Below are 26,371 nucleotides of genomic sequence, written 5' to 3'. Positions count from 1 at the left end.
GCTCGCCCTCCGCGCCACGCTCGCACCCGGATCCGTGACGCCGGACCGGGCGTGCCTGAGTCTCACCGTGCCACATTCCGACCCGACCGCACAGCCGGAGTCGGTACCGGACGGATCGCGTCAGCTGCCGGTGCTCGCCGAGGCGCTGGCCGACGTGCTCTCCGACGGCGCCGAACTGCTCGCCGCCGTGGTCGCGACCGCGCGGCTGGTCGTCGTCTCCGGCGATGGTGTCGAGGGCTCGGTCGCGGGACTCGACGGGACGCTGGACTCCGGGGCCGGCGTGCTGCCGGACGGCGACGGCGTCGGCGAGGCCGAATCGGACGGGGTCGCGGACGGCGAGGTGGACGGCGACGGGGACGTGCTGGGCGACGTCGTGGTTGACGGGGTCGGCTTGGGGGTGGCCGGCGGCTTCGGGCTGGCCGGGGGTTTCGAGGTGGCCGGAGCGCTCGGCGTGGGGGCCGGCGTGGTCGGCACGGGGACCCCGCCGACCACCCGGGTGGCCGCGTAGAGGCGGGACCAGCGCACCGTCGAGATCTTGACCACGTCGCCGCTGCTCGGGGCGTGGATCATCTTGCCGCCGCCCACGTACATGCCCATGTGGTGGATGCTCGTCCAGCTCGACCCGGAGGCGAAGAAGAGCAGGTCGCCGGGGAGCAGGGCGGTGCGGGCCACGGTGCGGTACCGGGTGGCGTAGTACTGGTCGCGGGAGACCCGCGGGAGGTCGTAGTAGCCCGCCGACCGGTACGCGGCCCAGATGAGGCCCGAGCAGTCGAACCGGTCCGGCCCCTCGGCCGCCCACAGGTACGGGTCGCCGAGCTGTGCCTTCGCGTACGCGAGCGCCTTGAGTGCCACCGGGTGCGCGGCCAGCCCGTTCGCGGTCTCGTTGGCGACGTACCCGGCTCCGAGCGCCTGCTCCGCGGCCTCCTGCTGGCGCTCCAGCTCGATCAGCTGCGCCGCGTTGTCCGTGCGCAGCTTGGCGAGCTTCGCCTCCTCGGCGCGCAGCGTCTGCTCGCCCGTCGTGTACGCCGTGCGGGCGGCCTCCACCCGGCTCTGCGCGGCCAGCAGCGCCTGCTGGGCGGCCTGCTCGCCGGTGCGGGCCCGGTTGAGCTCGCGGGTCGCGGCGGTGGTGTCCCCGCCCTCGACCTCCTCGCCGCGGGCGATCCGGGAGAGCTGGCTCAGGTCGTGCAGGTCGGTCGCGAACTCGGCGGGCGGCAGCGCCGCGGCGGCCTTGATGGCGTCGGCGACGGCGGTGTCGGCCCGCTCCTGGGCCCGGGCCAGCGCGTCCCGTGCCAGGGCCAGGTCCCGCTCGGCGGTGCCGAGCTGCGCCTCGGCCTCGGTGCGCTTCTGTCGCAGCAGGAGCAGCTCGTCGCCGAGCTGGCCGATGCGCGCCTCGGCGGCGTAGATCTGCGTGGCGAGCGGGCCGTTGACGAGGTTGGTGACCGGTGCGCCGGCCGCGCCCGGCGTCGGGACGAGCGGCACGCCGCCGGGCAGGCTGAGCGGGCCGGACGCGACCGGGCGGGCGCCCGTGTCCGGCACGGTGGTGGGCAGGGCCGGGTCGGCGTACGCGGGGGCGCTCAGCACGGCGGCGGCGACGGCCCCGAGGAGGGCCGACCAGAGCTTCGGACGCAGCACCGGTGAGATCACCGGACTCCGTCGACCTGGCCGTCGTCCGTACCTGCTGTCGACCATTCCGCTCCCCGTCTGGCGTGCTACGGCCACGCGTGGTGCGCGCGGCGCCAGGACGCTACCAGTGGTGTGAGTCGCGCCCCATCCTGTCTTACCGCACGCGGGCAGCGATGTCGATGTGTCGCCGGGTTACGGATAGCTGAGAACGCGGTGAAGTGCGTCGCTGCCCGCCGACCGCGCTGACGGCGGCTCGCCCGGCCGACGTAGGCTCGATCGGGACCGCAGGTGGAAGGGACGGGGCTGGACATGGACGCCGGACTCAAGCGTGAGCTCGAAGCGAAGGTGTACGCCGGCGAGCGGCTGACCCGCGAGGACGGCATCGCGCTGTACGAGAGCGACGACCTCGCCTGGCTGGGCCGGCTGGCGCACCACCGCCGCACCGAGCTGAACGGCGACCGGGTGATGTTCAACGTCAACCGGCACCTCAACCTGACCAACGTGTGCAGCGCGAGCTGCGCGTACTGCTCGTTCCAGCGCAAGCCGGGCGAGAAGGACGCGTACACGATGCGCATCGACGAGGCGGTCCGCAAGGCCAAGGAGATGGAGGACGAGCAGCTCACCGAGCTGCACATCGTCAACGGCCTGCACCCGACGCTGCCCTGGCGCTACTACCCGAAGGTGCTGCGCGAGCTGAAGGCGGCCCTGCCGAACGTCAAGCTCAAGTGCTTCACCGCGACCGAGGTGCAGTGGTTCGAGAAGATCAGCGGCCTGAGCGCCGACGAGATCCTCGACGAGCTGATGGACGCCGGCCTGGAGTCGCTGACCGGCGGCGGCGCGGAGATCTTCGACTGGGAGGTCCGGCAGCACATCGTCGACCACGCCTGCCACTGGGAGGACTGGTCGCGCATCCACCGGCTGGCCCACAGCAAGGGCATGAAGACGCCGTCGACGATGCTGTACGGGCACATCGAGGAGCCCCGGCACCGGGTCGACCACGTGCTGCGGCTGCGCGAGCTGCAGGACGAGACCGGCGGTTTCGCGGTCTTCATCCCGCTGCGCTACCAGCACGACTTCGTCGACTCGGCGGACGGCAAGATCCGCAACCGGATCCAGGCCCGCACGACGATGGCCTCCCCGGCCGAGTCGCTGAAGACCTTCGCCGTGTCCCGGCTGCTGTTCGACAACGTCCCGCACGTGAAGTGCTTCTGGGTGATGCACGGCCTCTCGGTCGCCCAGCTCTCGCTGAACTTCGGGGTGGACGACCTGGACGGCTCGGTCGTGGAATACAAGATCACCCACGACGCCGACTCGTACGGCACGCCGAACACCATGCACCGCGAGGACCTGCTGCACCTGATCTGGGACGCCGGCTTCCGCCCGGTCGAGCGGAACACCCGCTACGAGGTGGTGCGCGAGTACGACGCCCCGCCGACGCTGGCGGAGCGGCGTGCCGAGCCGCAGCAGGTGTGGGCCTGACCGGCGCGTACCCTCGTAGGGCCATGACCGAGCAGCAGAGCGGCTTTCCCCGGCGCGACGCCGACGGGCGCATCCTGACCCTGGGCGACCTGCTCGGGGTGAGCCTGGCCGGCCTGGTCGTCGGGCTGCTGGCCGTGGTGCTCTTCGACTGGGCCTTCGCCTCGTTCGGTGCCGGGGAGTTCGGCCGGGCCAACGGGTGGCTGGCGGTGATCCTGCCGGCGTGGCTCTACTGGGAGGACTTCCGCGCCTGGGAGTTCGGCGCTGCCCGGGTGGTGACCGCGCTGGTCGCCGGCGCGGTGGCGGTGACGGCGGGGCTGGTGGTGGCCGGCCTGGCCGCCGGGCTGCCGCCGCTGCTGTCCGGCGCGCTGGGTGCGGCGACCTTCACCGTGGTGTACGCGGTGGTGTGGTTCCCCGGCGTACGGTGGCTGGCCCGCCGGACGGGCTGACGCCGCCGCCCGACCGGCGGCGGAGAACGGAGTACGGAGATGAGCGCGGCGGTCAAGTACACGCTGGGCCGGATCGGGCTGTTCGTCATCGTGCTGGCGGCCCTCTGGTTCGTCGAGATGAACCTGTTCCTCAAGCTGATGCTGGCCCTGGTGTTCTCGGCGGCCGCCTCCTTCTTCCTGCTGAGGGGCTGGCGGGACGAGATGGCCGAGGAAATGGCCGTCGCCGCCGAGCGGCGCCGCGCCGAGAAGGAGCGCCTCCGGTCGGCCCTGGCCGGCGAGGACGAGGAGCCGAAGCACAACCCCTGACCAGGAGGACGCCGACACCGGCGCCATCCCGGTCGGCGCGTCACCAGGTGGTGGAGCCGGGGGCCGAGGGCCAGGGGACGTCGGTGGGCTTGATCAGGTAGGCGATGCCGCCGGAGCCGCTGGAGACCCCGCCGCTGGCGTTGATCCGCTTGGTTCGCAGCCAGATCTGCTCGAACTGCTCCCGCTTGTAGACGTTGCGCACCACGTCGTTGCTGGACGAGGCCGGGTCGTTGACGATCACGTCACCGTCCGGCGTGAAGCCGACCACCACGAACAGGTGCCCGGACGTGCCGTAGTTCGCGCCGTCCAGCTCGCTGGCGAGGAAGGACTGGCTGGTCACGACCGGGATGCCGGCGGCGATGAAGCGCTCCACGTCGTCCAGCGAGTGCAGCCGGGTGACCCGTCCCTCCATACCGGAGTAGCTGCCCTGCAACTCCACCTGGATCCAGCTGCCGGTCGGGGTGTCGGCGTTCCAGGAGGCGACGAGTTCGCTCGCGTCGAAGCCGACGTCGGTCACCGGGGAGGTCCACGTGCCGTAGGCCCAGGTTCGCTTGTTCTTGTCGTGCGGGTCCTTGTAGTCCACCGTGCCGGTCGGCGTGCCGAGGGTGAGGCCGGTCGGGGTGGCGACGGTGCCGGCGAGCGTTCCGGCGAGCCAGTCGGTCCCGCCCGACCAGTCGTGGTACGTGATCTGCTCGTCGTGCGCGACGGTGGTGGCCGGCGCGGCGAGCGGCCCCGCGGTGGCCGGTGTCGTCGTGCCGAGGAGGGCGAGCGCGGTGAGGCCGGCGAGACCGGCGGCGCGTAGGCGTGGTCTGGGCATCGGTACTCCACGGGAGAGGTGGGCATCGTTGCCGGCCAGTGTCCCGCCCGGAAGTAAGTTTCGCCACAGGTTGACATATGGAAAATCCTTGCCGACATAAGGATCCGGCTGACATGCAAAGTAAAGATGGATGGATGTTGATATGACCATGTGACCGGTGGTGGAGTGTGCTCCACCGAGCGGGAAAGATCTCCCGCGCCTCCCAGGAGGTTGTCCATGGCCTTCCGCACTCCCACCCTCCGCCGCCGCCTCGCCCTCGTCGTCGCGGCGGGGCTCGGCATCCTCACCCTCGCCGCACCACCGGTCTCCGCCAAGCCGACCCCCGACCGCTCCGGCGAACCGGCCGCCACGCAGTACCGGGTGCTCGGCCCGCGTACGCTGGCCGACCGCTCCGCGGTCGCCCGGACCGGCGCGTCGATCGACTACTCCGAGCACGGCGTCCTGCACGTGTCGGCGACCAGCGCCGAGGCCGCGGCCATCACCCGGCTGGGCTTCCGGCTGGAGGCGGTCGCGGCAGTGCCCACCGACCGGGGGCATGCGCACGACGACGGGGAGATCGGCACCCTCGACTTCCCGCCCGCGGACTCCAACTACCACAACTACGCCGAGCTGACGGCGGTGGTGAACAAGGTCGTGACCGACCACCCGTCCATCGCCCGGAAGATCAGCATCGGCAGCTCGTACGAGGGCCGCGACCTGATGGCGGTGAAGATCTCCGACAACGTCGCCACCGACGAGGACGAGCCGGAGATCCTCGTCAACGCGCAGCAGCACGCCCGCGAGCACCTCACCGTCGAGATGGCGATCTACCTGCTCAACCTGTTCACCGACAACTACGGCACCGACTCCCGGGTCACCAACGTGGTCAACAGCCGCGAGCTGTGGATCGTGCCGACGGTGAACCCGGACGGCAGCGAGTACGACGTCGCCACCGGCTCGTACCGGTCCTGGCGGAAGAACCGGCAGCCCAACAGCGGCTCCACGTACGTCGGGACGGACCTCAACCGCAACTGGTCCTACCAGTGGGGCTGCTGCGGCGGATCCTCCGGCTCGACCTCGTCCGACACCTACCGCGGCCCGTCGCCGTTCTCCGCGCCGGAGACGGCCGCGCTGCGCAACTTCGTCAACAGCCGGGTCGTCGGCGGCGTGCAGCAGATCAAGGCCAACATCGACTTCCACACCTATTCCCAGCTGGTGCTGTGGCCGTTCGGCTACACGTACAACAACACCGCCCCGGGGATGAGCGCCGACCAGTACAACACCTTCGCCACCATCGGCCAGCAGATGGCGGCCACCAACGGCTACACGCCGCAGCAGTCCAGCGACCTCTACATCACCGACGGCGACAGCATCGACTGGATGTGGGGCCAGCACGGCATCTGGGCGTACACCTTCGAGATGTACCCGGGCTCGGCCTCCGGTGGCGGCTTCTACCCGCCCGACGAGGTGATCCCGCGCGAGACCTCCCGCAACCGGGACGCGGTGCTGATCCTCGCCGAGTACGCCGACTGCCCGTACCGGGCGATCGGCAAGCAGGCGCAGTACTGCGGCGGCGGTGGTGGCGGCACCACGGTCTGGTCGGACACCTTCGAGACCGCGACCGGCTGGACGGTCAACCCCAACGGCACCGACACCGCGACCCTCGGCCGGTGGGAGCGGGGCGCCGCCCAGGCGACCACCTCCAGCGGCGCCAAGCAGCTCACCCCGTACGCGGGCAGCAACGACCTGGTCACCGGTCCGCTGGCCGGAGCCGGCGCGGGTGACCACGACGTCGACGGCGGCGTCACCAGCGCCCGATCCCCGGCGGTGACCCTGCCGTCGAGCGGGACGCTGACGCTGTCGCTGGCCTGGTACCTGGCGCACGGCTCGAACGCGTCCTCCGCGGACTACCTGCGGGTCAGCGTCGTGCACAGCGGCGGCACCACCACCCTGCTCAACCAGGCCGGCGCGGCCACCAACCGCAACGGCTCCTGGGCGGTGGCGAACCTCAACCTGACCCCGTACGCCGGGCAGTCCGTCCGCATCCAGGTGGACGCGGCGGACGCCTCCGGGGCGAGCCTCGTCGAGGCGGCCGTGGACAACGTCACGATCACCGCCTCCTGAGCACGGGTCGGGGCCCCGTCCCGCCCCCGGCGGGGCCCCACCCACCCCCTCGTCACAGGCCCGCGGCCAGCGGCGAGAGCGGTCCGGAGCGTGCGCTACCGTGCTAGGGCCTGTTCCACCCGTGCTACCCGGCCCGGGCGGACAGGCGCTACGACCGCCCCGCAGCGAAGCCGGTGCGAAACCGGCGCTGTCCCGCAACTGTGATGCCCCGAGATCCGGGGACGAGCCAGGTCGCCTGCGGTGGGGGTCGCGACACGCGCTCTCGAGGAAGGGCGCCTCGCGGACGGGCGCTCCGGCTCCCTGTCGGCGAAGCACCACGCTCCTCGACCGACAGGAGGACCCATGCTCAGACGTACCCCCCGGCTCTTCGCCGCGACCCTCGCGGTGGCCGCGCTCGCCCTCGGCGCCTGCGCCGAGAAGACCTCCGACACCCCCGCGGCCGGCGGCAGCCCGTCGGCCGCCGCCTCGTACCCGGTGACGGTCGGCTCGCTGACCCTCGACCAGCGGCCCGAGAAGATCGTCTCGCTGTCGCCCAGCGCCACCGAGATGCTGTTCGCGATCGGCGCCGGCAAGCAGGTGACCGCCGCCGACGACAACTCGAACTACCCGGCCGAGGCGCCGAAGAGCGACCTGTCCGGCTTCCAGCCGAACGCCGAGGCCATCGCCGCCAAGACCCCCGACCTGGTGGTGCTCTCCAACGACACCAACAAGATCGTCGACCAGCTGACCGCGCTGAAGATCCCGGTGTTCCTCACCCCGGCGGCGACCACGCTCGACGACACCTACCGGCAGATCACCGAGCTGGGCACGCTCACCGGGCACCCGACCGAGGCCGCCGACGTGGTCACGCGGATGAAGGACGACATCGCCAAGCTGGTCGCCGACCTGCCGAAGCGCTCCGAGAAGCTGACCTACTTCCACGAGCTGGGTCCGGAGCTGTACACCGCCACCAGCAAGACCTTCATCGGCTCGATCTACTCGCTGGCCGGCCTGGAGAACATCGCCGACCCGGCCGACGCGGACGGGAAGAGTGGCGGCTACCCGCAGCTCTCCCAGGAGGTCATCGTCAAGGCCAACCCGGACTTCGTCTTTCTCGCCGACACCAAGTGCTGCCAGCAGAGCGCGGACACGGTCAAGGCCCGGGCCGGCTGGGCCGGGATCACGGCGGTGAAGAAGAACCAGGTCGTCGGGCTGGACGACGACATCGCCTCGCGCTGGGGCCCGCGCGTCGTCGATTTGCTCCGCACGATCATCGACGCGACCGCCAAGGTGCCCGCGTGACCCTGAGCGACCCTCGGTGACCACCACAACCCGCACCCGGCCGGCCGGGACGCCACCCGCGTCCCGGCCCGCCGGGCTGCGGCCACGCTGGGTCGTCGCCGGCGTGGCCGCGGTGCTGGTCGCGCTGGTCGCGGGCGTGTCGCTCGGCCCGGTCAGCCTGCCGCCGGGCAGCGTCGCGATCGAGCTGCTCAACCTCCTTCCCGGGGTACGCCTCGACAGCGGGCTGACCGAGCGGGAGATCGCGATCATCACCGAGCTGCGGCTGCCCCGGGCCGTGCTCGGCCTGCTGGTCGGCGGGCTGCTCGCCCTGGCCGGCGGCGCCTACCAGGGCGTGTTCCGCAACCCCCTCGCCGACCCGTACCTGCTCGGCGCGGCGGCCGGTGCCGGTCTCGCGGTCACCGTCGTGATCACCGCCGGGGTCGGGGCCGGCGGCGCGCTGACCGGGCTGCCGGTCACCGTTCCGCTGGCCGCGTTCGTCGGCTCGATCGGGGCGGTCGTCATGACGTACCTGCTGGGTGCCGCCGGCGGCCGGAGCCGCTCCCCGGCCGCGCTGATCCTGGCCGGGGTGGCCGTCTCCGCGTTCCTCTCCGCCGGGCAGACGTACCTGCTACAGCGCAACTCGGACAGCATCCAGCAGGTGTACTCGTGGCTGCTCGGGCGGCTCGCCACCGCCGGCTGGCACGACGTCCGGCTGGTCCTGCCGTACTTCCTGCTCACCGCCGTGGTCGTGCTGATGCACCGCCGCGAGCTGGACGTGCTCTCCGTCGGCGACGACGAGGCGACCAGCCTCGGCCTGCACCCGCAGCGGTCCCGTTACCTGCTGATCGTCGCCGCGTCGCTCGGCACCGCCGCCGCGGTCTCCGCGTCCGGGCTGATCGGCTTCGTCGGGATCATCGTCCCGCACACCGTACGGCTGCTCGCCGGCTCCAGCTACCGGGTGATCCTGCCGCTGTCGCTGCTCTTCGGCGGGGCGTTCCTGGCTCTGACCGACGTGGTGGCCCGGACGGCCGCCGCCCCGGAGGAGATTCCCATCGGTGTGGTCACCGCCCTGCTCGGCGGCCCGTTCTTCGTCCTGGTCCTGCGGACCACCCGGCGGATGCTCGGATGACCGGCCGACCACGCGCCGCCGACGTGCCCACCGGTTCCGGTGCGCCCGCCGGTCCCGGTGTGCCCGCCGGTCCGGGTACGGCCGCCGGTTCCGGTGCGGTCGCCGGCTCCGGGGCTCCTGCCGTCGAGGTGCGGGACCTGCACGTCCGACTGGACGGCGTGCCGATCCTCGGCGGTGTCGACCTGACCGTCGCGGCCGGCGAGTGGGTCACCGTGATCGGCCCCAACGGCGCCGGCAAGTCGACCCTGCTGCGCGCCGTCGGCGGCCTGCTGCCCGCGCCGGGCGCGGTCACCCTCTTCGGTACGCCCCTCCAGGCCCTGCGCCGCCGCGACCGGGCCCGGGTGGTGGCCACCGTGGCGCAGTCCCCGGTGGTGCCGCCCGGCATGTCCGTGCTGGACTACGTGCTGCTCGGCCGTACCCCGTACATCCCGCCGCTGGGCCGGGAGTCCGCCGCCGACGTGGCCGCCGCGCACGACGTCCTCGACCGGCTGGACCTGGCCGGCTTCCACACCCGGGAACTGGCCACCCTCTCCGGTGGCGAGCGGCAGCGGGTCTTCCTGGCCCGCGCCCTGGCCCAGGGCGCCACCCTGCTGCTGCTGGACGAGCCGACCAGCGCCCTGGACATCGGCCACCAGCAGGAGGTCCTCGAACTGGTCGACCAGCTGCGGCGCGCACACGGCCTGACCGTGCTCGCCACCATGCACGACCTCTCCATCGCCGGTGAGTACGCCGACCGCATGGTGCTCCTCGCCGACGGCCAAGTCGCCGCAACGGGCACCCCCCGCGACGTCCTGACGGAGGACCTCCTCTCCCACCACTACCGCGCCACGGTGAAGGTCATCGAAGGCGACCACGGCCCCCTGGTGGTCCCCGTCCGCCGCTGACCTCCGCGATCTTGCACTTTCCGCCCCGACGAACCGGTGTGAAAGGGGCGTTCCGGGGGCCGGAAGTGCATGATCGGCGCGGGTTGGGGTCAGGGCTGCGGGGCCAGGGTTATCGCGTTGAAGAGGGCTCCCTGGGGGTCGCGGAGGGCGGTGTAGCGGCCGGCCGGGATGTCGCGCGGGGGGACGAGGATCGAGCCGCCGAGGGCGGCGGCGCGGGCGGCGGCCGCGTCGGCGTCGGCCACCCCGAAGTAGACCGACCAGTACGCGGGCGTGTCGGCCGGGAAGTCGCCGAGCGGCACGGTCATCCCGGCCACGATCCGGGCGCCGAGCCGCCAGCCGGTGTGGGCGGCCGACTCGGTGGCCTGGCCGTCCGGATGCCAGCCGAAGACGAGCTCGTAGAAGGCCTTCGCGCCCTCCGGGTCCGGGGTGACCAGCTCGGTCCAGCTCAGCGCGCCGGGAACGCCGAAGACCTCCCCGCCCGGCATCGCCAGCGGCTGCCAGACGCTGAAGGTCGCGCCCGCCGGGTCGCTGAACACCGCCATCCGGCCCCGGTCGAACACCTCGAAGGGCGGCACCACCACCTGCCCACCGGCCCGCTCGACGCGCCCGGCGACCAGGTCGGCGTCGTCGGTGGCGACGTACACCGACCAGATGGGCACCTGGTCGGGGATCGCCGGCGGCCCCGCCCCGGCCACCGCCCGGCCCTCCAGGAGGAAGACCGTGTACCCACCCGCCTCCGGCTCGGGCGCGATCTGTCCGGTCCAGCCGAACAGCTCAGGGTAGAAGCGCCGGGCGTCGGTGAGGTCCGGCGTGGCGAGGTCGGTCCAGCACGGCGTACCCGACGGGACGGTGCTCACGTCGACCCCTCTCGGCCAGGGGCGGCCACGACGGCGCGCCCTGCCGGCATCGTGGCACCGCCGGTGCCCGGTCCGGCGTGCGAACGGAGGAAACGTCATCTGAACCGGCGACCCGATCACGTTCACGTCACCGCGCCCGACCGCTAAGGCGTGTCCTGGTCGCCGGCCAGTGGTGCGGGCAGTGGCGCGGCGTGCAGCACCGCCAGCCGGGACACCGCCCGGGTGAGCACCACGTAGAGGCGGTGCAGGCCGCGCGGCTCCGCCGCCACGATGGCCGCCGGCTCGACGACGACGACGTGGTCGTACTCGAGGCCCTTGACCACCGTCGCGGGCACCACCGTGACGCGCGCGGTGGCCGTCGGGTCGTCGGCGGTCGCGGTCTCGATCCCGGCGCCGGCCAGCGCGGCCCGCAGCCCGTCGACCGCGGTGTCCGCCGCGATCACCGCCACCGAACCGTCGTGCGCGAGCGCCGCCCGTACCTCGGCCACCGTCGCCGCCGGCAGATCCTCGACGGTACGCACGTCCAGCGCGCCGTCCCGGCGCAGCGACTCGGCCGGGGGTACGTCGACCGCGAGCGACGGCAGCAGCCGGTTGGCGAACGCGACCACGGCGGCGGGCACCCGGAAGCCGACGGTCAGCGGCACCACCGCCGCGTCCGGCTTGCCCAGGTGCCGCAGCGTCTCGCGCCAGTCCCGGGCGGCCCAGGGCGCGGTGCCCTGGGCGAGGTCGCCGAGCAGGGTGATCGAGCCGTGCTCGCTGCGGCGCGCGATGGCCCGGCACTGCATCGGGGAGAGGTCCTGCGCCTCGTCCACCACCACGTGCCCGTAGCCGGCCGGCCGCTCGATCAGACCCGCGGCCTCGTCGACGAGGACCGCGTCGGCGGCGGTCCAGCGGGTCGCCTTCGGCGTGCGGCCCGGCTTCGTGCCGCTTCCGGACCCCGTCAGCAGGGCCTGCTCCTCGGCGGTGAGCAGGCCGTCGGCAGCCGCGGTCAGGCGCTGCCGGTCGGTGTACAGCTCGTGCAGCAGCCCGTCCGAAGTGAGCGCCGGCCAGACCTCGTCCAGGAAGGTCGTGACCGGCTTGGACCTGGCCATCCGGCGCAGCCACGCGTCGCTCGGCGACTCCGCCCGCCGGGCCTCCGCCTGCCGTTGCAGCAGGCCCACCACCCGGGCGCGGACCCGCTCCCGGCCGACCGCGTACGGCAGCCCCTCCCGGCGGGTCTCGGCGATCACCCGGTGCAGCGGCTCCAGCCCGATCCGCCACCGGAACGAGCCGTCCGAGACCACGATCGGCTCGGTCGGCTCGCCGATGTGCGCGTCCACCGCCCGGCGCAGCACGTCGGCCATCCGCCCGTCGTGCTTGACGGCCGCGACGGCCGGGTCGTCGACCGCGCGGACGGGCACCCCTTCGACCAGGTCCTCCACCGTGGCCTGCTCGACCTCCACCTCACCGAGGGCCGGCAGGACCGCCGCGATGTACGACAGGAAGGCCCGGTTCGGCCCCACGATCAGCACACCGGAGCGCCGTAGCCGTTCCCGGTGCAGGTAGAGCAGGTACGCGGCCCGGTGCAGGCCGACGGCGGTCTTCCCGGTGCCCGGTGCCCCCTGTACGCAGATGGAGTCGGCGAGATCGGCCCGGACCAGCTCGTCCTGTTCGGGCTGGATGGTGGCGACGATGTCCCGCATCGGCCCGACGCGGGGGCGCTCGATCTCGGCGGTGAGGATCCGGCTGGCCGTGCCCAGCTCCTCGCCCCGGTCCAGGTGCTCGTCCTCGAAGCTGGTCAGCACCCCGTTGTTGAACCCGAACCGTCTGCGTACCGCCACGCCCTGCGGGTCCCGGGCGCTGGCCCGGTAGAACGACCGGGACACCGGGGCGCGCCAGTCCAGCACCAGCGGCTCGCCGCGGTCGTCGGTCACGTGGCGCCGCCCGACGTGGTAGCGCCGCCCGGCGTGGTCGCGGTCGGCGTCGCCGAAGTCGAGCCGGCCGAAGAACAGCGGCGTGGTGGGGTCGTCGGCCAGTTCGGCGACCCGGCGGGCCAGGTGCCGGCCGAGCTGCTCGGCCGTGTACGCGTCGCCGGCGACGGTGTCACCGGTGGCGAAGAGCGCCTCGGCGCGCTCGCGCATCCGCCGCAGGGCGGCGCGGGAGGTGTCCAGGTGTTCGCGTTCCGCGGCGAGGTCCTGGTCGAGAGCGAGATCGGCTGCGGTCATGCTGACTTCCCCTTGAGGTCATCGCTGATCGCTCGCGTGTCCGGGGGCGGATGGCCGGCGCCCGGCGCGGGGGACGTCCGATGCGGTGCGAAGTCACCTCGGCCGTCAAGCGGCCTGCAAGCCTACGCCGCTCGGCCGGGGCGCTCCATCGAATTACGACGCCCCGGCCGGTACCGGGTGGCGGGTGTCGCGGAGCCGCGCCGTGGACGCCGCTCCAGGAAGCGGCACCGGGAGACCCCTGGAGGCGTCGGCCACCATGTACGGGCTGGTCGCCGCCTGGATGGCCGGCATGCTCCCGGGGAGCTGGCTGGCGGCCCGGCTGGCCCGGCGGCTCACCGACGACGGCGCACTGGTCCGCAGCGTGCTCCTCACCCTCGGAGGCTGCGCGGTGATGGTGGTGCTCGCCGCCGGGCGCTGCTGATCCCGCTGTGGATTCTCGGCGGTGCGGCCAACGGCGGCGACAACGTCTTCGCCAACGTGCTCACCGCCCGGCGGGTGCCCGAGTCGTCGCGTGCCCGGGCGTACGCGGTCAACGGCGCGGCGATCCAGGGCGGTTCCATGGCGGGCTACCTGATCGGCGGCGCTCTCCTGGCGGTGGTCCCGCCACGCCCGCTGATCGCCGGCCTCGGACTGGTGGGTCTGCTGGTCGTGGCGTCGTTCGTGCCGGTCGTCGCCCGCGCGGTCCGCCGCGACCGGGCCGGCGCAAGCCCCGCGCCGGCGGGCGAACCCGACGAGCGTCCCGCGCCGGTTCCCGTCGTCGAGGAAGGCGCCGCACCGGTGGCCGGCGCCGGGGGGAGCGCCGCACCGACGGCCGGCCCGGACGACAGCGCGGCCCGCCGGCCGGTGGCTGCGGTCTTGGCCACTCCCACCCCGCCCGGTGCGCCGGTCCAGGTGGTGGGGGATACGGTCAGGTAATGGTCGAGCATGTGGCGCGCCCCCGGGTCGGGCACATCCAGTTCCTGAACTGCCTGCCGATCTACTGGGGGCTGATGCGGTCCGGCGCCCTCATCGACGTCGACCTGCACAAGGACTCGCCGGACCGGCTGAGCGCCGCCCTGGTCGCCGGTGACCTGGACATCGGCCCGATCACGCTGGTGGAGTACCTGAAGCACGCCGACGAGCTGCTGCTCCTGCCTGATCTGGCAGTGGGCAGCGACGGCCCGGTGCTGTCGGTCAACATCGTCTCCACCCGGCCGCTGGCCGACCTCGACCACGGCCGGGTCGCGCTGGGGTCGACGTCGCGGACCGGCGTCCTGCTGGCGCAGTTGCTGCTGGCCGAGCGGTACGGGGTGGACCCGGAGTACTTCCGCTGCCCGCCCGACCTGACCCAGATGCTGCTGGAGGCGGACGCGGCCGTGCTGATCGGGGACGTGGCGCTGCGCGCCATGTACGAGGCGCCCCGCGGTGGCCTCACGGTCACCGACCTCGGGCAGGCCTGGCGCGAGTGGACCGGGCTGCCGATGGTCTTCGCCGTCTGGGCCGTACGCCGGGACTTCGCCGCCGCCCATCCGGGGCTGGTGAAGGAGGTCCACGAGGCGTTCCTGCGGTCGCGGGACCTCTGCCTGGGTGAGCTGGACCAGGTCGCCGAGGCCGGTGCCCGCTGGGAGCCCTTCGACGCGGCGACCCTGGCCAACTACTTCCGCGTCCTCGACTTCAGCCTGGGCGAGCGGCAGGTGGCCGGTGTCCGCGAGTTCGCCCGTCGCGCCGCCGCCAGCGGCGCCACCCCGGAACTCCCCGCCACCGGCCCGGCCTTCTTCACGGGCTGAGGGGCCTCCGCCCGGCTTTCCGGGGTGAGGGGCGTCCGTCCGGGCTACGGGCGGACCAGGAGGGCTGCGGTGATCTTCTGGCAGTTCTGCATGCCGTACTCGTAGCCCTTCTCGATCGGGTAGCGCAACATCACGCCCATGGTCCAGGTGTCGCCGATGGCGAGGCAGTTGACGTGGTTCTCCTGCTCGCGGGTGCGGTCGACCCAGCCGTTCTTGATCGCGATGGTCTTGCGCTCGGCCGCCGGGAACGCCTTGCGGATGCCGAAGTCGCCCGTGCCTCGGACCAGGCGCATCTCGTCGAGCAGCCACTCCGTCCACTCGGGGCCGGCGGCGCGGCCGTCGGCGATGCAGGCACCGAGGCGGGCGGTGTCGCGGGGCGAGAGGTTCGTCCGGCTCCAGCCGCCGTCACTGGCCACGCTGCTGTCGGTCAGGTCGCAGGTGGACAGCAGCCGCTTGATCGAGGCGGACCCGCCGAGGCTGTTGTAGAACTGCTGCGTCCGCGTGTTGTCGCTGTCCCGGATGATCTTCGTGGCGTCGGCGAGCTTCGCGTCGCTCGGCGTGGCGGTGCGGCGCAGGTAGTCGGCCACGATCCAGGACTTGATCAGCGACGCGGTGGTGCTGGTCTCGTCCATGTTGTCCGAGCCGATGATCTCGCCGGTGCGCCGGTCCAGCACGCTCCAGGAGTACCAGCCCTCGATGCCGAGATCGTCGAGGTCCTGCGCCGCGAAGGGGAGCGGCTTCGGGGAGGGGCTCGGCGACGGCGAGGGCCGGTCGCGACGGTCGGTGGGCGCGCCGGTCGCACGGTCCGCCGGCGCGGTCGGCTCGCCCCACCGGGCGGCCGCCCGGGACTCGAACGGCGAGCCGGGCAGCAGGCGCAGCGACACCGCCACGAGTCCGATCAGCATGACCGCGACGAGGACCAGCCCGCCGGTCGGCACGCCGCGCTTCGTGCGGGCCATCAGAGCTTCCCGGCCGGCTGCTGCGGCACCTTGAGGGCGGCGCCGGGCTGCGGGGTGACGAGCTGGGAGGCGACGCTCGCGCAGACCTGGGAGCCGTAGTCGAGCCCGCTCTTCTGCGGGTACCGCATCATCACGGCGAGGCTCCACCTGTCGGTGACAGCGAGGCAGTTGACGTGCCAGTTGCCGTCGTAGCTGAGTGGCGTCCACCCGTTCTTCATGCTGATCGGGCCCTGGCTGGTGATCGACTCAGGCAGCCCGTCGATGATGCCCCATCGACCGCCACCGGAGCGAAGTTTCTGGTCCGTGGCGGCGGTGGTGCCACGGACGTTGGCCATCTCGTCCAGCAGGTGGCTGGTCCACTTCGGTCCGGCGGCCGTCCCGTCGGCGATGCAGTCACCGAGCCGGACCGCGTCCCGTGGGGACATCTGGGTGAAGCTCCACCAGCCGACGTACGGCGGAACGAGCCCGGGCGTCGTTTCGGTGAGCCGGCAGGTCTTGGTCATCCGTTCGATGGTCGCGGTCCGGCCGACCGCCGCGTAGAGGGCGTTCGCCGCGTCATCGTTGCTGTCCCGGATCGCGGTCGTGATGTTCTTCTTCATGGCCGCAGGGATCGGCTTGTCGCCGAGCCGCCTCAGGTAGTCGGCGGCGAACCACACCTTGATCATCGACTCGGTCGAGCTGGTGGCGGTCATGTTCCTCGCGCCGGCGATCTTGCCGGTCTCGCGGTCCATCAGGGCCCAGGAGAAGAACTCGCCCTTGAAGGCCACCGACACCGGCGCGGCCGCCAGGGTCGGCGGCGGCGGCGTGGTGGGGGCGGGCGCCGCGACGCTCCCGGCGCCGCCGCCCGCACCGCCGCTGTCGCCGTCGGAGAGCCGGGCGTACGCGGCGGGGACGAGCAGGGCGCCACCGAGGAGGACCGCCACGACGGCGAGCACCAGGGTCACGCGGGATTGCATGAGTGGGTGAGCTCCAGATGTCAGGGCCGGGGGGCCGGCTGCGTTGTCCGGACGGATCGGTCGCCGAGGCCGGGGGTGGCGGCCTCTCGGGTTGATCGTCGGGAACCGATCGCTGTGCCGGGGGAAGTCTACGTCCGGATCCACGACCCGCCGAGATCTGACACCTGGCAACTTGCCATGAAGGCGGGGCATCCAGACGGTATGCACCCTTTAGGGAGATTCGTATTTGCGGCGTGATCCAACTCACGCCTCCCCAGCGTTACGGATCGTGTTCCCGGGGTAGGGCGGGGTCGCTCGGAACCCTGTTACACCCTCTAGAGTTTTCAGTGGCGAGCTGTAACACTTGAGGCATGTATGGCAATGACTTCCCGGCCGGCGATGCCCCCGGCGGCGGTCTCCTCGACGAGGTCGAGGCGGCCGAGGCGGCGCTGCGGGAGGCCGCCGAGCGGGGCCGGCGCGGCGCCACCGCCGGCGAGGATCTGGCGGCCTACTTCGCCGAGGTCATCGACGCCGACCAGAAGATCGAGCCGCGGGACTGGATGCCGGAGGCGTACCGGAAGACCCTGATCCGGCAGATCGCCCAGCACGCGCACTCCGAGATCATCGGGATGCAGCCCGAGGGCAACTGGATCAGCCGGGCGCCCTCGCTCAAGCGCAAGGCGATCCTGCTGGCGAAGGTGCAGGACGAGGCCGGACACGGCCTCTACCTCTACGCCGCCGCGGAGACCCTGGGTGTCAGCCGGGACGAGCTGGTCGACCTGCTCCTGAGCGGCCGGCAGAAGTACAGCTCGATCTTCAACTACCCGACCCTCACCTGGGCGGACGTGGGCGCGATCGGGTGGCTGGTGGACGGCGCGGCGATCGTCAACCAGGTGCCGCTGTGCCGCTGCTCGTACGGGCCGTACGCGCGGGCGATGATCCGCGTCTGCAAGGAGGAGTCGTTCCACCAGCGGCAGGGGTACGAGATCCTGCACACCCTCGCCCACGGCACCCCGGCCCAGAAGGCGATGGCCCAGGACGCGGTGGACCGGTGGTGGTACCCCTCCCTCGCCATGTTCGGCCCGCCGGACTCCGACTCCACCCACTCCGCCCAGTCGATGGCCTGGAAGATCAAGCGCTTCTCCAACGACGAGCTGCGCCAGCGCTTCGTCGACATGTGCGTGCAGCAGGCCGAGGTGCTCGGCCTGACCATCCCCGACCCGGCCCTGCGGTGGAACGACGAGCGGCAGGCCTACGACTACACGCAGCCCGACTACGACGAGCTGATGCGGGTGATCAAGGGGGAGGGCCCGTGCAACCGGCAGCGGATGGAGCACCGCCGCCGGGCCCACGCCGAGGGCGCCTGGGTCCGCGAGGCCGCCGCGGCGTACGCGGCCAAGCAGAGGAACAAGGAGAAGGTGGCTGCGTGAGCACCGAACACACCCCGTTGTGGGAGGTCTTCGTCCGGGCCCGGCGCGGGCTGTCGCACACCCACGTCGGCAGCCTGCACGCGCCGGACGCGGAGCTGGCCCTGCGCAACGCCCGGGATCTCTACACCCGCCGTCAGGAGGGAGTGTCGATCTGGGTGGTGCCGGCGAGCGCGATCACCGCGTCCAGCCCGGACGAGAAGGACGCCTTCTTCGACCCGGCGGCCGACAAGGTCTACCGCCACCCCACCTTCTACGAGGTGCCGGACGGGGTGGCGCACCTGTGAGCGAGCACAGCGAGCGAACCATTCGGCTCAGCAACGGGGCGCGTCGCGGCGCCGCCGAGCGGAGCGAGGTGGCGCCGTGACCGGTCCGTTCGACTTCACCCTCCGTCTCGGCGACGACGCGCTGATCGCGGCGCAGCGGCTCGGCGAGTGGTCCACCCGCGCGCCGGAGATGGAGGAGGACATCGCGCTCGCCAACATCGCCCTCGACCAGCTCGGCGCCGCCCGCCTGCTGCTGACGTACGCGGGTGAGCTGGAGGGCGCCGGGCGGGACGAGGACGCGCTGGCGTACCTCCGCGACGACCGGGAGTTCCGCAACTGCCTCCTCGTCGAGCTGCCCAACGGCGACTTCGCGGTGACCATGGCCAAGCTGCTCTTCCTGTCGGCGTACCAGGTGCCGCTCTACACCGCGCTGGCCGGATGCGCCGACGAGCGGCTGGCCGCGATCGGGGCGAAGGCCCGCAAGGAGTCGGCGTACCACCTCGACCACGCCTCGCTCTGGGTGCGCCGGCTCGGCGACGGCACCGAGGAGTCCCACCGGCGCATGCAGGCGGCGGTCGACGAGGTCTGGCCGTACACGCACGAGCTGTTCACCCCGGACCCGGCCGCGCCGGTCGACCCGGCCACCCTGCGGGCCGACTTCGACGCGACCGTGACGGCGGTGCTCGACGAGGCGACGCTGACGCTCCCGCAGACCTCCTGGACGCCGGCCGGCGGCCGGGACGGCGTGCACACCGAGCACCTGTCGTACCTGCTCGCCGAGATGCAGGTGCTGCACCGCGCCCATCCCGGAGCGCGCTGGTGACGAGCCCCAGGGAGGCCGTGGCGGCGGTGGTGGACCCGGAGATCCGGGTGGTCACCATCGACGAGCTGGGCATCCTGCGGTCGGTCGACGAGGACCCGGCCACCGGCCGGGTGGTCGTCACCATCACCCCCACCTACACCGGCTGCCCGGCGATGGACGTCATCCGCGCCGACATCCGCCGGGCCCTGGCCGCCGCCGGGCACCCCGACGTCGAGGTCCGCACGGTCTACTCGCCAGCGTGGAGCACCGACTGGATCTCGGCGGGCGGGCGGGCGAAGCTCGCCGCCGCCGGCATCGCCCCGCCCGGCCCGGTCCGGCGCGAGGGCGCGGTGCCGCTGAGCCTCGCCGTCCGCTGCCCGCGCTGCGGCTCACCGGAGACCGAACAGGTCAGCCGCTTCGGCTCCACCGCGTGCAAGGCGCTCTGGCGCTGCCGGTCCTGCTCCGAACCCTTCGACCACCTGAAGGCACTGTGACTGTCACCATCACCCGGCCGGTCCGCCGCCGGCCGGTCTTCCACCCGCTTCCCGTCGCCGCCGTCGACCGGCTCACCGCCGACTCGGTGGCGGTCACCTTCGCCGTGCCGGAGGAGCTGCGCGAGACCTTCGCATTCGCCGCCGGCCAGCACCTCACCGTCCGGCGGATCGGCGACGACGGGGAGGACGTGCGGCGGTCGTACTCGATCTGCTCCACCCCGCAGGAGCTGGCCCGGCACGGCCGGCTGCGGATCGGGGTCCGGGAGATCCCCGGCGGCGCCTTCTCCGCGTACGCCTGCGGCGCCCTGCGCGGCGGCGACACCGTGGAGGTGCTGCCGCCGCTCGGCCACTTCACCACGGCGTTCGTGCCGGACCGGGTGCGCCACTACGGCGCGGTGGTCGCCGGTTCCGGCATCACGCCGGTGCTGTCGCTGGTCGCGACGGCCCTGGCCGTCGAGCCCGCCAGCACCTTCACCGTGGTGTACGGCAACCGCACGGCCAACACAGTGATGTTCGCCGAGGAGCTGGCGGACCTGAAGGACCGCTATCCCGCACGGCTGCACCTGGTGCACGTGCTCTCCCGCGAGCAGGGCGAGTCGCCGCTGTTGTCCGGGCGCATCGACGCCGACCGGCTGGGCCGGCTGCTCGAGACGATCGTGCCGGGCGACACGATCGACGAGTGGTTCCTCTGCGGGCCGTACGGGATGGTGGTCGACGCCCGCGAGGTGCTGACCGCGCGGGGTGTGCCGGAGTCGGCGGTGCGCACCGAGCTGTTCCACGTCGACGCGCCGCCGGAGCCGGTGCGGCGCCCGGGTGACGAGCCCGGCGCCGGCGCCGAGGTGACGATCGTGCTGGACGGCCGCTCCTCGACCTTCACGATGGGTCGCGACGAGCGGGTGCTGGACGCGGCGCTGAAGGTACGCGGCGAACTGCCGTACGCCTGCAAGGGCGGCGTCTGCTCGACCTGCAAGGCAAAGGTCGTCGACGGCGAGGTCGCGATGGCCCGCAACTACGCCCTGGAACCCGACGAGGTAGCGGCGGGCTACGTCCTGACCTGCCAGTCCAGCCCCACAACAGACCGCCTCACCATCGACTACGACGCGTAACGCGCCCGGGACGTCCCCCGCGATCTTGCAGTTTCTGCCCCGACATATATCGCCAACCCGGCAAACCGAGGGCACAAAGTGCAAGATCGCGGGGCCGGGGCGGTGGGGTGGGCGACAGAAGGAGGGCGGTCCGGTGGCGGCGGTTGGTGGGGGACGTAGGCTCGGGGGCGTGACGGTGAGCCGGGAGATCGAGGACATCCTGCAGCGCGGCGCGGACGGCGGGCGGATCACGCCCGAGGAGGCCCTGCTGCTCTACACCGACGCGCCCTTCCACGCGCTGGGCGAGGCGGCGGACGCGGTACGCCGGCGGCGGTACCCGGACAACATCGTCACGTACCTGATCGACCGCAACATCAACTACACCAACGTGTGCGTCACGGCGTGCAAGTTCTGCGCCTTCTACCGGGCGCCGAAGCACAAGGAGGGGTGGACGCACCCCACCGAGGAGATCCTGCGCCGCTGCGGCGAGGCGGTCGAGCTGGGCGCCACCCAGGTCATGCTCCAGGGCGGGCACCACCCGGACTACGGCGTCGAGTACTACGAGGAGCTGTTCTCCTCGGTGAAGCAGGCGTACCCGCAGCTCGCCATCCACTCGATCGGCCCCAGCGAGATCCTGCACATGGCGAAGGTCTCCGGCGTGAGCCTGGACGAGGCCATCGCCCGGATCAAGGCCGCCGGTCTGGACTCGATCGCCGGCGCCGGCGCCGAGATGCTGCCCGAGCGGCCCCGCAAGGCGATCGCCCCGCTGAAGGAGTCCGGCGAGCGCTGGCTCGAGGTCATGGAGCTGGCCCACCGGCAGGGCGTCGAGTCGACCGCGACGATGATGATGGGCACCGGCGAGACCGCCGCCGAGCGGATCGAGCACCTGCGGATGATCCGCGACGTGCAGGACCGCACGCGCGGCTTCCGGGCGTTCATCCCGTGGACATACCAGCCGGAGAACAACCACCTGAAAGGCCGCACGCAGGCGACCACCCTGGAGTACCTGCGGCTGGTCGCGGTGGCGCGGCTCTTCTTCGAGACCGTGCCGCACCTCCAGGCGTCCTGGCTCACCACCGGCAAGGACGTCGGGCAGCTCGCCCTGCACATGGGTGTGGACGACCTCGGCTCGATCATGCTGGAGGAGAACGTGATCTCCTCGGCCGGCGCACGGCACCGCTCCAACCTGCACGAGCTGATCGGCATGATCCGCTCCGCCGACCGGATCCCCGCTCAGCGGGACACCCTCTACAACCGCCTCGCCGTGCACTGGACGCCGGCCGACGACCCGACCGACGAGCGGGTGGTCTCGCACTTCTCCTCCATCGCCCTGCCGGGCGGCGGCGCGGGCAAGTCGCTGCCGCTGGTCGACGCCCGTTGACGGGCCGCCCGGGCGCCCGTCGCCCGGGCCGTCCATCACGCTGCGGGCACGGCCGGTGACGCCCGGCGGTTGACCGAACGGGCCAGTGTGGTCGACCGGAAATATCGATTCGGCAACCGTTCCACCGAGGTTCGTCCATATTCGTCGATGGCAACCGCCATGAATCCGGACAATCTTTTAAGTCACGCTTAGGTGACCAGGCCAGACGCCCCTGTGCGGGGGCTGGCGAGGTTGATCGCCGCCCGCTAACGTCCCCGCCCATATGTTTCCTCTACCCCACGGGGGGACGCTTCCATGAACTTCCGTAATCGGGCGCTGGCCTACGCCGGCACGGGTGTCGCCGGGATTCTGGCCGCGGGTCTCTTCGCGGCCCCGGCCGTGGCCGAGACGTCGGCGGACCTGGCCATCGAGGCGACCGGCACCACCATCGCGGTGGGCGCGCCCGGCAAGACCGCGACCGTCTCGCTGCTCAACAAGAGCCAGGTCGACGCCAAGGGCATCCTGGTCGGGCTGGACATCAGCAAGCTCGACACCGCCAAGGTCGACATCGACGAGAGCGGCTGCAGCCCGCGCGAGGACGGCCTGATCCTCTGCGGCATCGAAGGCGACACCCTGTCCGCCGGCGCGGATGTCGACTGGGGCTTCCCGCTTACCCGCAAGGGCGGCGCCACCGGTGACGCCGGCGAGATCAGCGCGATCATCCTCCACGATGGCACCGACCCCGACGAGTCCAACAACGAGGTGACCGTCAAGGTCAAGGTCGAGGGCGCCGGCCCGGACCTGACCGTGGTGGCCAACGACGTGAGCAAGGCCGTCAAGGTCGAGAGTGGCAAGATCACGGTTGTCGGCGACCTGCACGCCGGCGACACCGCGCAGCTCATCTACGCCGCCTTCAACCAGGGTGACGTGACCGCGGCCGGGCTGAAGATCAGCGTCACGCTGCCCAAGGGCGTGACCTTCGCCGAGGCCGAGCCGGACTGCGTGGACAACGCCGCCAAGACCTCGCGGGTCTGCACCTACGCGGACCTCGACCTGATCCCGGCGTCGCAGGACAAGGACGGCGACGACCTGATCTCGGGCGGCCGGTTCTACCACCTGCTCACCGTCGGCGCCGACGTGAAGGCCGGCAGCCTGCGCGGCGGCGAGGTGACCGTCGACGCGCTCGGCACCGCGGCGCCCACCGCCCGCACCGCGGGTAAGGGCGGGCTCCCGGCCAACGCCGAGGCCGTCACCGCGACCGAAGTGGACGCCACCGACAACACCGACGCGTACGCCGTCGTGGTGACCGCCAAGGGCGGCGCCGGCGGTGGCGACGGCGACGGTCCCGGCCTGCCGGTGACCGGCCCGCAGGCCGGCCTGATGGGCGGAATCGGTGTCGCGGTTCTGCTCGCGGGTGGTGTGATGTTCCTGGTCGCGCGGCGTCGCCGGATCGTCCTGGTGAGCCCCGGCGACGAGAAGCCGACCGCCTGACGGTCGTCCTCCATCGACCCGCGAGGGTCGTTCACATAACGCACGGCAGTGGGGGCGGGATGGGTGACCATCCCGCCCCCACTGTCCGTGCCGGTCATTCCCGACCGCGCGGTTGCTGGCCCACCGACCGGCCATCCGATAACGTCCGCTCGTTCCGCAACCGTCCATGGACTTCCCTAACCCCGGGGGACCGATGACTCCGTTCCACCGTCCATTGCTGGCCCGCGTCGGGGCGTTCGCCCTGCTCGTGGCGGCCGGCGTCACCGGCGTGGCCGCTCCGGCGCACGCCGCCGACCAGGCCGACCTGGCCCTGGTCCCGATCAGCTCCGAACTGGCCAAGGGCGTCAAGGAGGCCAAGGCCAAGCCGTTCCGGTTCGAGGTCGACAACACCCGCGGCACGGTCGACGCAACCGCCGTCCGCGTGACCGTCGAGACGAAGCACCTGAAGGACCGCAAGGTCGGCGTGGTCGTGCCGGAGGGCTGCGAGGTCGACGGCACCGCGTTCAGCTGCCTCCTCGGCGACCTGGCCGCCGGCACCACCGAGGACTTCGGCATCCCGCTCTTCTCCACCGGCGGGCGCGGCGACGCCGGCCGGCTGATCGTGTCGATCACGTCGGCGACGCCCGACCCGAACACCGACGACAACAGCGTCGAGCACGACATCACGGTCGCCAAGCCCGGCTACGACCTCACCACCTGGGTGCAGGACGTGTACGCCGACGTGGAGGTCGACGGCGACGAGGCCGGCGAGGCGGCGCTCGAGCCGGTGAAGCCCGGCGACACCGCGCCGCTCGACTGGGCCGTCTTCAACGACGGCAGCCGTCGGGCCACCGGTATCGCGTACGGGATCACCCTGCCCGCCGGCGTCACCTTCGCGGAGTTGCCGGAGGGCTGCGTCGAGCAGGAACTGGGCGGCCTGGCGCAGGCGTACTGCGAGGACTCCGGGGCGGTCCTCCGGCCCGGCCAGTTCTACACCGCCGACGTCCGCGTGAAGGTGGGCGCGGGTGTCACCCAGCCGGTGCTCCGGCCGGGCTTCCTGTTCGCCGCCGGCCTCGACGGCGCCGAGGGTGCGCCGGACGAGGAGCCGCAGGTCGCCAGCGACGCCCAGCGGAAGACCTTCACCGAGGTCGACCCGCTGGACAACCTCGCACAGTTCGACGTCTTCGTCGACCTGACCGCCGGCCCGACGCCGACCCCGACGCCGACCGAACCGACCGGCACGCCGACCCCGACGACCACGCCGACCCCGGGTGGCGGCGACGGCGGCGGGCTGCCGGTGACCGGCGTGCAGGTCGGGCTGATCGGCGGGATCGGCGCGGCCGTGCTGCTGGCCGGTGCCGCGCTGCTGCTGCTCTCCCGGCGGCGGAAGGTCGTCGTGGTCAGCCCCGGCGACGAGACCTCCACCGACTGACCGTCGTGGCCTCTGCGGGGGGCGGGGTGGCCGACGGGCCGCCCCGCCCGTCACCTGTCGGCCCCGCGGCAGAGTCGGGTGTCAACAAGGGGCCCTTCCCTCGGTCTTACGTGCGGCTGGCAGAGTGGAGGGGTGAGCCGTACCCCCCAGGGCCAGCGCGCCAGCCTGGACAAGCAGCCGCACGAGGTCGCCGCGATGTTCGACGGTGTGGCCGCCCGCTACGACCTGACCAACACCGTCCTCTCCTTCGGGCAGGACCGGTCCTGGCGGCGGGCGACCCGGGCCGCGCTCGACCTGCGGCCGGGCGAGCGGGTGCTCGACGTGGGCGCCGGCACCGGCGTCTCGACCGAGGAGCTGGCCCACTCGGGCGCGTACGCGGTCGGCGCCGACCTCTCGCTCGGCATGCTGCACGCCGGCAAGCGGAGCCGCCCGGCCGTGCCGCTGCTGGCCGGCGACGCGCTGCGGCTGCCCTTCGCCGACGCGAGCTTCGACGCGGTGACCATCTCCTTCGCACTGCGCAACGTCAACGACACCGACGCGGCGCTGCGTGAGCTGGCCCGGGTCACGAAGCCGGGTGGCCGGCTGGTGGTGTGCGAGTTCAGCACGCCGGTGAACCCGGCGTTCCGCACGGTCTACCTGTCGTACCTCATGCGGTCGCTCCCGGCGGTGGCGCGTGCGGTCTCCAGCAACCCCGACGCGTACGTCTACCTCGCGGAGTCGATCCGGGCCTGGCCGGACCAGGCGGCGCTGGCGGCGCGGATCGGGGCGGCCGGGTGGGGCCGGGTGGGCTGGCGCAACCTGAGCGGCGGCATCGTGGCCCTGCACCGCGCGACCCGGGCCTGACCGATCACCCAGCTTTTCGTGAATATGCGGATATAGTCCATTTTGTTCCGTAGGCTCGCCCCATGACGGGACGCGACCGGGCGGACGCCACGGCACCCACCGACGACGACGCCGCCGAACTCATCGCCCAGCTCAAGGAGCTGGCCGGGGCGGATCCCGCCGACGTGCGTCAGGTGGTGGCCGAGGTGCTGGCCGCGCTGGATCGGGCGGCCGGCGGGGCGTTGCGCGACCACCTGCCGGCGACCATCCGGGCCGAAGCCGGGCTCGACGCCGCCCCGGCCCGCCGCTGACCTCGCCCGCGCGTCCGGCTCGCCACCGAAACGGTGCCGACGCCCGGGTTGGCCCGCCGCTGAGCGGCCTGTTTCCGGCAAGTTAGGTACCCCTCACCAGGCAGGGGTGTAACGCCGGTCATAGACTCCACACC

26 protein-coding genes and 1 riboswitch are annotated in these 26,371 nt (G+C 72.5%); of the genes, 20 read left to right on the top strand and 6 right to left on the bottom strand.

Features of this window, described 5'->3' with window-relative positions; translation table 11 throughout:
• Nucleotides 1-120 precede the first annotated feature (120 nt).
• Nucleotides 121-1,689, bottom strand: a complete 1,569-nt coding sequence (locus HCJ94_RS04635; protein ID WP_167999687.1) for a C40 family peptidase — start codon at nucleotides 1,687-1,689, stop codon at nucleotides 121-123.
• A 243-nt stretch (nucleotides 1,690-1,932) separates the two neighbouring features.
• Between HCJ94_RS04635 and mqnE the strand changes: the two genes are divergently transcribed.
• Genes mqnE through HCJ94_RS04620 form a run of 3 tightly spaced genes read left to right on the top strand, consistent with a single transcriptional unit; the run spans nucleotide 1,933 to nucleotide 3,854 of the window.
• Nucleotides 1,933-3,102, top strand: a complete 1,170-nt coding sequence (gene mqnE, locus HCJ94_RS04630; protein WP_167999686.1) for an aminofutalosine synthase MqnE — start codon at nucleotides 1,933-1,935, stop codon at nucleotides 3,100-3,102.
• Between the two features lie 23 nt (nucleotides 3,103-3,125).
• Complete coding sequence (locus tag HCJ94_RS04625) at nucleotides 3,126-3,548, top strand: hypothetical protein (RefSeq protein ID WP_167999685.1); 423 nt, start codon at nucleotides 3,126-3,128, stop codon at nucleotides 3,546-3,548.
• Nucleotides 3,549-3,587: 39 nt separating this feature from the next.
• Nucleotides 3,588-3,854, top strand: a complete 267-nt coding sequence (locus HCJ94_RS04620; protein ID WP_167999684.1) for a DUF4229 domain-containing protein — start codon at nucleotides 3,588-3,590, stop codon at nucleotides 3,852-3,854.
• 40 nt (nucleotides 3,855-3,894) lie between these two features.
• Here the strand turns inward: HCJ94_RS04620 and HCJ94_RS04615 are convergent, their stop codons facing one another.
• Nucleotides 3,895-4,671 (bottom strand): C39 family peptidase, encoded by a 777-nt coding sequence (locus tag HCJ94_RS04615; RefSeq protein ID WP_167999683.1) that lies wholly within the window; start codon nucleotides 4,669-4,671, stop codon nucleotides 3,895-3,897.
• Between the two features lie 216 nt (nucleotides 4,672-4,887).
• Between HCJ94_RS04615 and HCJ94_RS04610 the strand changes: the two genes are divergently transcribed.
• From HCJ94_RS04610 to HCJ94_RS04595, 4 genes are all read left to right on the top strand, one after another.
• Nucleotides 4,888-6,774: a M14 family metallopeptidase gene (locus HCJ94_RS04610; RefSeq protein ID WP_167999682.1), complete on the top strand. Its 1,887-nt coding sequence runs from the start codon at nucleotides 4,888-4,890 to the stop codon at nucleotides 6,772-6,774.
• A 169-nt stretch (nucleotides 6,775-6,943) separates the two neighbouring features.
• A riboswitch (cobalamin riboswitch) is annotated at nucleotides 6,944-7,005 on the top strand.
• A 111-nt stretch (nucleotides 7,006-7,116) separates the two neighbouring features.
• Nucleotides 7,117-8,055, top strand: a complete 939-nt coding sequence (locus HCJ94_RS04605; RefSeq protein WP_167999681.1) for an ABC transporter substrate-binding protein — start codon at nucleotides 7,117-7,119, stop codon at nucleotides 8,053-8,055.
• Nucleotides 8,056-8,071: 16 nt separating this feature from the next.
• Nucleotides 8,072-9,163, top strand: coding sequence for a FecCD family ABC transporter permease (locus HCJ94_RS04600; protein ID WP_167999680.1), 1,092 nt, complete (start codon nucleotides 8,072-8,074; stop codon nucleotides 9,161-9,163).
• The gene (locus HCJ94_RS04595) at nucleotides 9,160-10,047 is read left to right on the top strand and encodes an ABC transporter ATP-binding protein (RefSeq protein ID WP_167999679.1); all 888 of its coding nucleotides are present in this window, start codon (nucleotides 9,160-9,162) and stop codon (nucleotides 10,045-10,047) included. Before HCJ94_RS04600 ends, HCJ94_RS04595 begins: the two co-directional genes overlap by 4 nt.
• 89 nt (nucleotides 10,048-10,136) lie before the next feature.
• On the opposite strand, the gene HCJ94_RS04590 is transcribed toward HCJ94_RS04595, so the two are convergent.
• A complete protein-coding gene (locus tag HCJ94_RS04590) occupies nucleotides 10,137-10,904 on the bottom strand; it encodes a VOC family protein (protein ID WP_167999678.1) in 768 nt (255 codons plus the stop codon).
• A gap of 143 nt (nucleotides 10,905-11,047) precedes the next feature.
• Nucleotides 11,048-13,108: a HelD family protein gene (locus HCJ94_RS04585; protein ID WP_167999677.1), complete on the bottom strand. Its 2,061-nt coding sequence runs from the start codon at nucleotides 13,106-13,108 to the stop codon at nucleotides 11,048-11,050.
• A 184-nt stretch (nucleotides 13,109-13,292) separates the two neighbouring features.
• Between HCJ94_RS04585 and HCJ94_RS31055 the strand changes: the two genes are divergently transcribed.
• The 3 genes from HCJ94_RS31055 to HCJ94_RS04575 are packed head-to-tail and all read left to right on the top strand — an operon-like array spanning nucleotide 13,293 to nucleotide 14,874.
• Complete coding sequence (locus HCJ94_RS31055; protein ID WP_309227145.1) at nucleotides 13,293-13,529, top strand: hypothetical protein; 237 nt, start codon at nucleotides 13,293-13,295, stop codon at nucleotides 13,527-13,529.
• Nucleotides 13,490-14,023 (top strand): MFS transporter, encoded by a 534-nt coding sequence (locus HCJ94_RS31050; RefSeq protein ID WP_309227144.1) that lies wholly within the window; start codon nucleotides 13,490-13,492, stop codon nucleotides 14,021-14,023. The genes HCJ94_RS31055 and HCJ94_RS31050 overlap by 40 nt, the downstream gene beginning before the upstream one ends.
• A complete protein-coding gene (locus HCJ94_RS04575; protein WP_167999675.1) occupies nucleotides 14,023-14,874 on the top strand; it encodes a menaquinone biosynthetic enzyme MqnA/MqnD family protein in 852 nt (283 codons plus the stop codon). Before HCJ94_RS31050 ends, HCJ94_RS04575 begins: the two co-directional genes overlap by 1 nt.
• Nucleotides 14,875-14,918: 44 nt before the next feature.
• Here the strand turns inward: HCJ94_RS04575 and HCJ94_RS04570 are convergent, their stop codons facing one another.
• Both HCJ94_RS04570 and HCJ94_RS04565 read right to left on the bottom strand, forming a co-directional pair.
• Nucleotides 14,919-15,833 carry a serine hydrolase gene (locus HCJ94_RS04570; protein WP_167999674.1) on the bottom strand — a complete coding sequence of 305 codons (915 nt, stop codon included), beginning with the start codon at nucleotides 15,831-15,833 and terminating at the stop codon, nucleotides 14,919-14,921.
• The gene (locus tag HCJ94_RS04565; protein ID WP_167999673.1) at nucleotides 15,833-16,789 is read right to left on the bottom strand and encodes a serine hydrolase; all 957 of its coding nucleotides are present in this window, start codon (nucleotides 16,787-16,789) and stop codon (nucleotides 15,833-15,835) included. The genes HCJ94_RS04570 and HCJ94_RS04565 overlap by 1 nt, the downstream gene beginning before the upstream one ends.
• A 350-nt stretch (nucleotides 16,790-17,139) precedes the next feature.
• Between HCJ94_RS04565 and paaA the strand changes: the two genes are divergently transcribed.
• The 10 genes from paaA (at nucleotide 17,140) to HCJ94_RS04515 (ending at nucleotide 26,237) form a co-directional block, all read left to right on the top strand.
• A complete protein-coding gene (gene paaA, locus HCJ94_RS04560) occupies nucleotides 17,140-18,198 on the top strand; it encodes a 1,2-phenylacetyl-CoA epoxidase subunit PaaA (protein WP_167999672.1) in 1,059 nt (352 codons plus the stop codon).
• Nucleotides 18,195-18,482: a 1,2-phenylacetyl-CoA epoxidase subunit PaaB gene (gene paaB / locus HCJ94_RS04555; protein WP_167999671.1), complete on the top strand. Its 288-nt coding sequence runs from the start codon at nucleotides 18,195-18,197 to the stop codon at nucleotides 18,480-18,482. Before paaA ends, paaB begins: the two co-directional genes overlap by 4 nt.
• 76 nt (nucleotides 18,483-18,558) lie before the next feature.
• A complete protein-coding gene (gene paaC, locus HCJ94_RS04550; RefSeq protein WP_167999670.1) occupies nucleotides 18,559-19,284 on the top strand; it encodes a 1,2-phenylacetyl-CoA epoxidase subunit PaaC in 726 nt (241 codons plus the stop codon).
• Nucleotides 19,281-19,757, top strand: a complete 477-nt coding sequence (gene paaD, locus HCJ94_RS04545; RefSeq protein ID WP_167999669.1) for a 1,2-phenylacetyl-CoA epoxidase subunit PaaD — start codon at nucleotides 19,281-19,283, stop codon at nucleotides 19,755-19,757. The genes paaC and paaD overlap by 4 nt, the downstream gene beginning before the upstream one ends.
• The gene (gene paaE, locus HCJ94_RS04540) at nucleotides 19,754-20,863 is read left to right on the top strand and encodes a 1,2-phenylacetyl-CoA epoxidase subunit PaaE (protein ID WP_167999668.1); all 1,110 of its coding nucleotides are present in this window, start codon (nucleotides 19,754-19,756) and stop codon (nucleotides 20,861-20,863) included. The genes paaD and paaE overlap by 4 nt, the downstream gene beginning before the upstream one ends.
• A gap of 169 nt (nucleotides 20,864-21,032) precedes the next feature.
• Nucleotides 21,033-22,223, top strand: a complete 1,191-nt coding sequence (mqnC, locus tag HCJ94_RS04535) for a cyclic dehypoxanthinyl futalosine synthase (RefSeq protein ID WP_167999667.1) — start codon at nucleotides 21,033-21,035, stop codon at nucleotides 22,221-22,223.
• A gap of 294 nt (nucleotides 22,224-22,517) precedes the next feature.
• Complete coding sequence (locus HCJ94_RS04530) at nucleotides 22,518-23,693, top strand: hypothetical protein (RefSeq protein ID WP_167999666.1); 1,176 nt, start codon at nucleotides 22,518-22,520, stop codon at nucleotides 23,691-23,693.
• A 193-nt stretch (nucleotides 23,694-23,886) separates the two neighbouring features.
• Nucleotides 23,887-25,104 (top strand): cell wall anchor protein, encoded by a 1,218-nt coding sequence (locus HCJ94_RS04525; protein WP_167999665.1) that lies wholly within the window; start codon nucleotides 23,887-23,889, stop codon nucleotides 25,102-25,104.
• A 132-nt stretch (nucleotides 25,105-25,236) separates the two neighbouring features.
• Nucleotides 25,237-25,947, top strand: coding sequence for a demethylmenaquinone methyltransferase (locus tag HCJ94_RS04520; RefSeq protein ID WP_167999664.1), 711 nt, complete (start codon nucleotides 25,237-25,239; stop codon nucleotides 25,945-25,947).
• A gap of 62 nt (nucleotides 25,948-26,009) precedes the next feature.
• Nucleotides 26,010-26,237: a hypothetical protein gene (locus HCJ94_RS04515; protein WP_167999663.1), complete on the top strand. Its 228-nt coding sequence runs from the start codon at nucleotides 26,010-26,012 to the stop codon at nucleotides 26,235-26,237.
• The last annotated feature ends 134 nt before the right edge of the window (nucleotides 26,238-26,371 follow it).

Source organism: Micromonospora thermarum, from assembly GCF_012034245.1.
Classification (GTDB): Bacteria; Actinomycetota; Actinomycetes; order Mycobacteriales; family Micromonosporaceae; genus Micromonospora; species Micromonospora thermarum.
This window is presented reverse-complemented; position numbering and strand designations above follow the sequence as displayed.

Excerpts from the sequence above, each read along its gene's own strand:
- HCJ94_RS04525 (WP_167999665.1), top strand. The coding sequence starts at position 23,887 with ATGACTCCGTTCCACCGTCCATTGCTGGCCCGCGTCGGGGCGTTCGCC.
- HCJ94_RS04565 (WP_167999673.1), bottom strand. The coding sequence starts at position 16,789 with ATGCAATCCCGCGTGACCCTGGTGCTCGCCGTCGTGGCGGTCCTCCTC.
- HCJ94_RS04625 (WP_167999685.1), top strand. The coding sequence starts at position 3,126 with ATGACCGAGCAGCAGAGCGGCTTTCCCCGGCGCGACGCCGACGGGCGC.
- HCJ94_RS04635 (WP_167999687.1), bottom strand. The coding sequence starts at position 1,689 with ATGGTCGACAGCAGGTACGGACGACGGCCAGGTCGACGGAGTCCGGTG.
- HCJ94_RS04585 (WP_167999677.1), bottom strand. The coding sequence starts at position 13,108 with ATGACCGCAGCCGATCTCGCTCTCGACCAGGACCTCGCCGCGGAACGC.
- HCJ94_RS04615 (WP_167999683.1), bottom strand. The coding sequence starts at position 4,671 with ATGCCCAGACCACGCCTACGCGCCGCCGGTCTCGCCGGCCTCACCGCG.
- HCJ94_RS04515 (WP_167999663.1), top strand. The coding sequence starts at position 26,010 with ATGACGGGACGCGACCGGGCGGACGCCACGGCACCCACCGACGACGAC.
- mqnE (WP_167999686.1), top strand. The coding sequence starts at position 1,933 with ATGGACGCCGGACTCAAGCGTGAGCTCGAAGCGAAGGTGTACGCCGGC.
- HCJ94_RS04605 (WP_167999681.1), top strand. The coding sequence starts at position 7,117 with ATGCTCAGACGTACCCCCCGGCTCTTCGCCGCGACCCTCGCGGTGGCC.
- HCJ94_RS04620 (WP_167999684.1), top strand. The coding sequence starts at position 3,588 with ATGAGCGCGGCGGTCAAGTACACGCTGGGCCGGATCGGGCTGTTCGTC.
- paaA (WP_167999672.1), top strand. The coding sequence starts at position 17,140 with ATGTATGGCAATGACTTCCCGGCCGGCGATGCCCCCGGCGGCGGTCTC.
- HCJ94_RS04595 (WP_167999679.1), top strand. The coding sequence starts at position 9,160 with ATGACCGGCCGACCACGCGCCGCCGACGTGCCCACCGGTTCCGGTGCG.
- HCJ94_RS04530 (WP_167999666.1), top strand. The coding sequence starts at position 22,518 with ATGAACTTCCGTAATCGGGCGCTGGCCTACGCCGGCACGGGTGTCGCC.
- HCJ94_RS04610 (WP_167999682.1), top strand. The coding sequence starts at position 4,888 with ATGGCCTTCCGCACTCCCACCCTCCGCCGCCGCCTCGCCCTCGTCGTC.
- HCJ94_RS04575 (WP_167999675.1), top strand. The coding sequence starts at position 14,023 with ATGGTCGAGCATGTGGCGCGCCCCCGGGTCGGGCACATCCAGTTCCTG.
- HCJ94_RS04570 (WP_167999674.1), bottom strand. The coding sequence starts at position 15,833 with ATGGCCCGCACGAAGCGCGGCGTGCCGACCGGCGGGCTGGTCCTCGTC.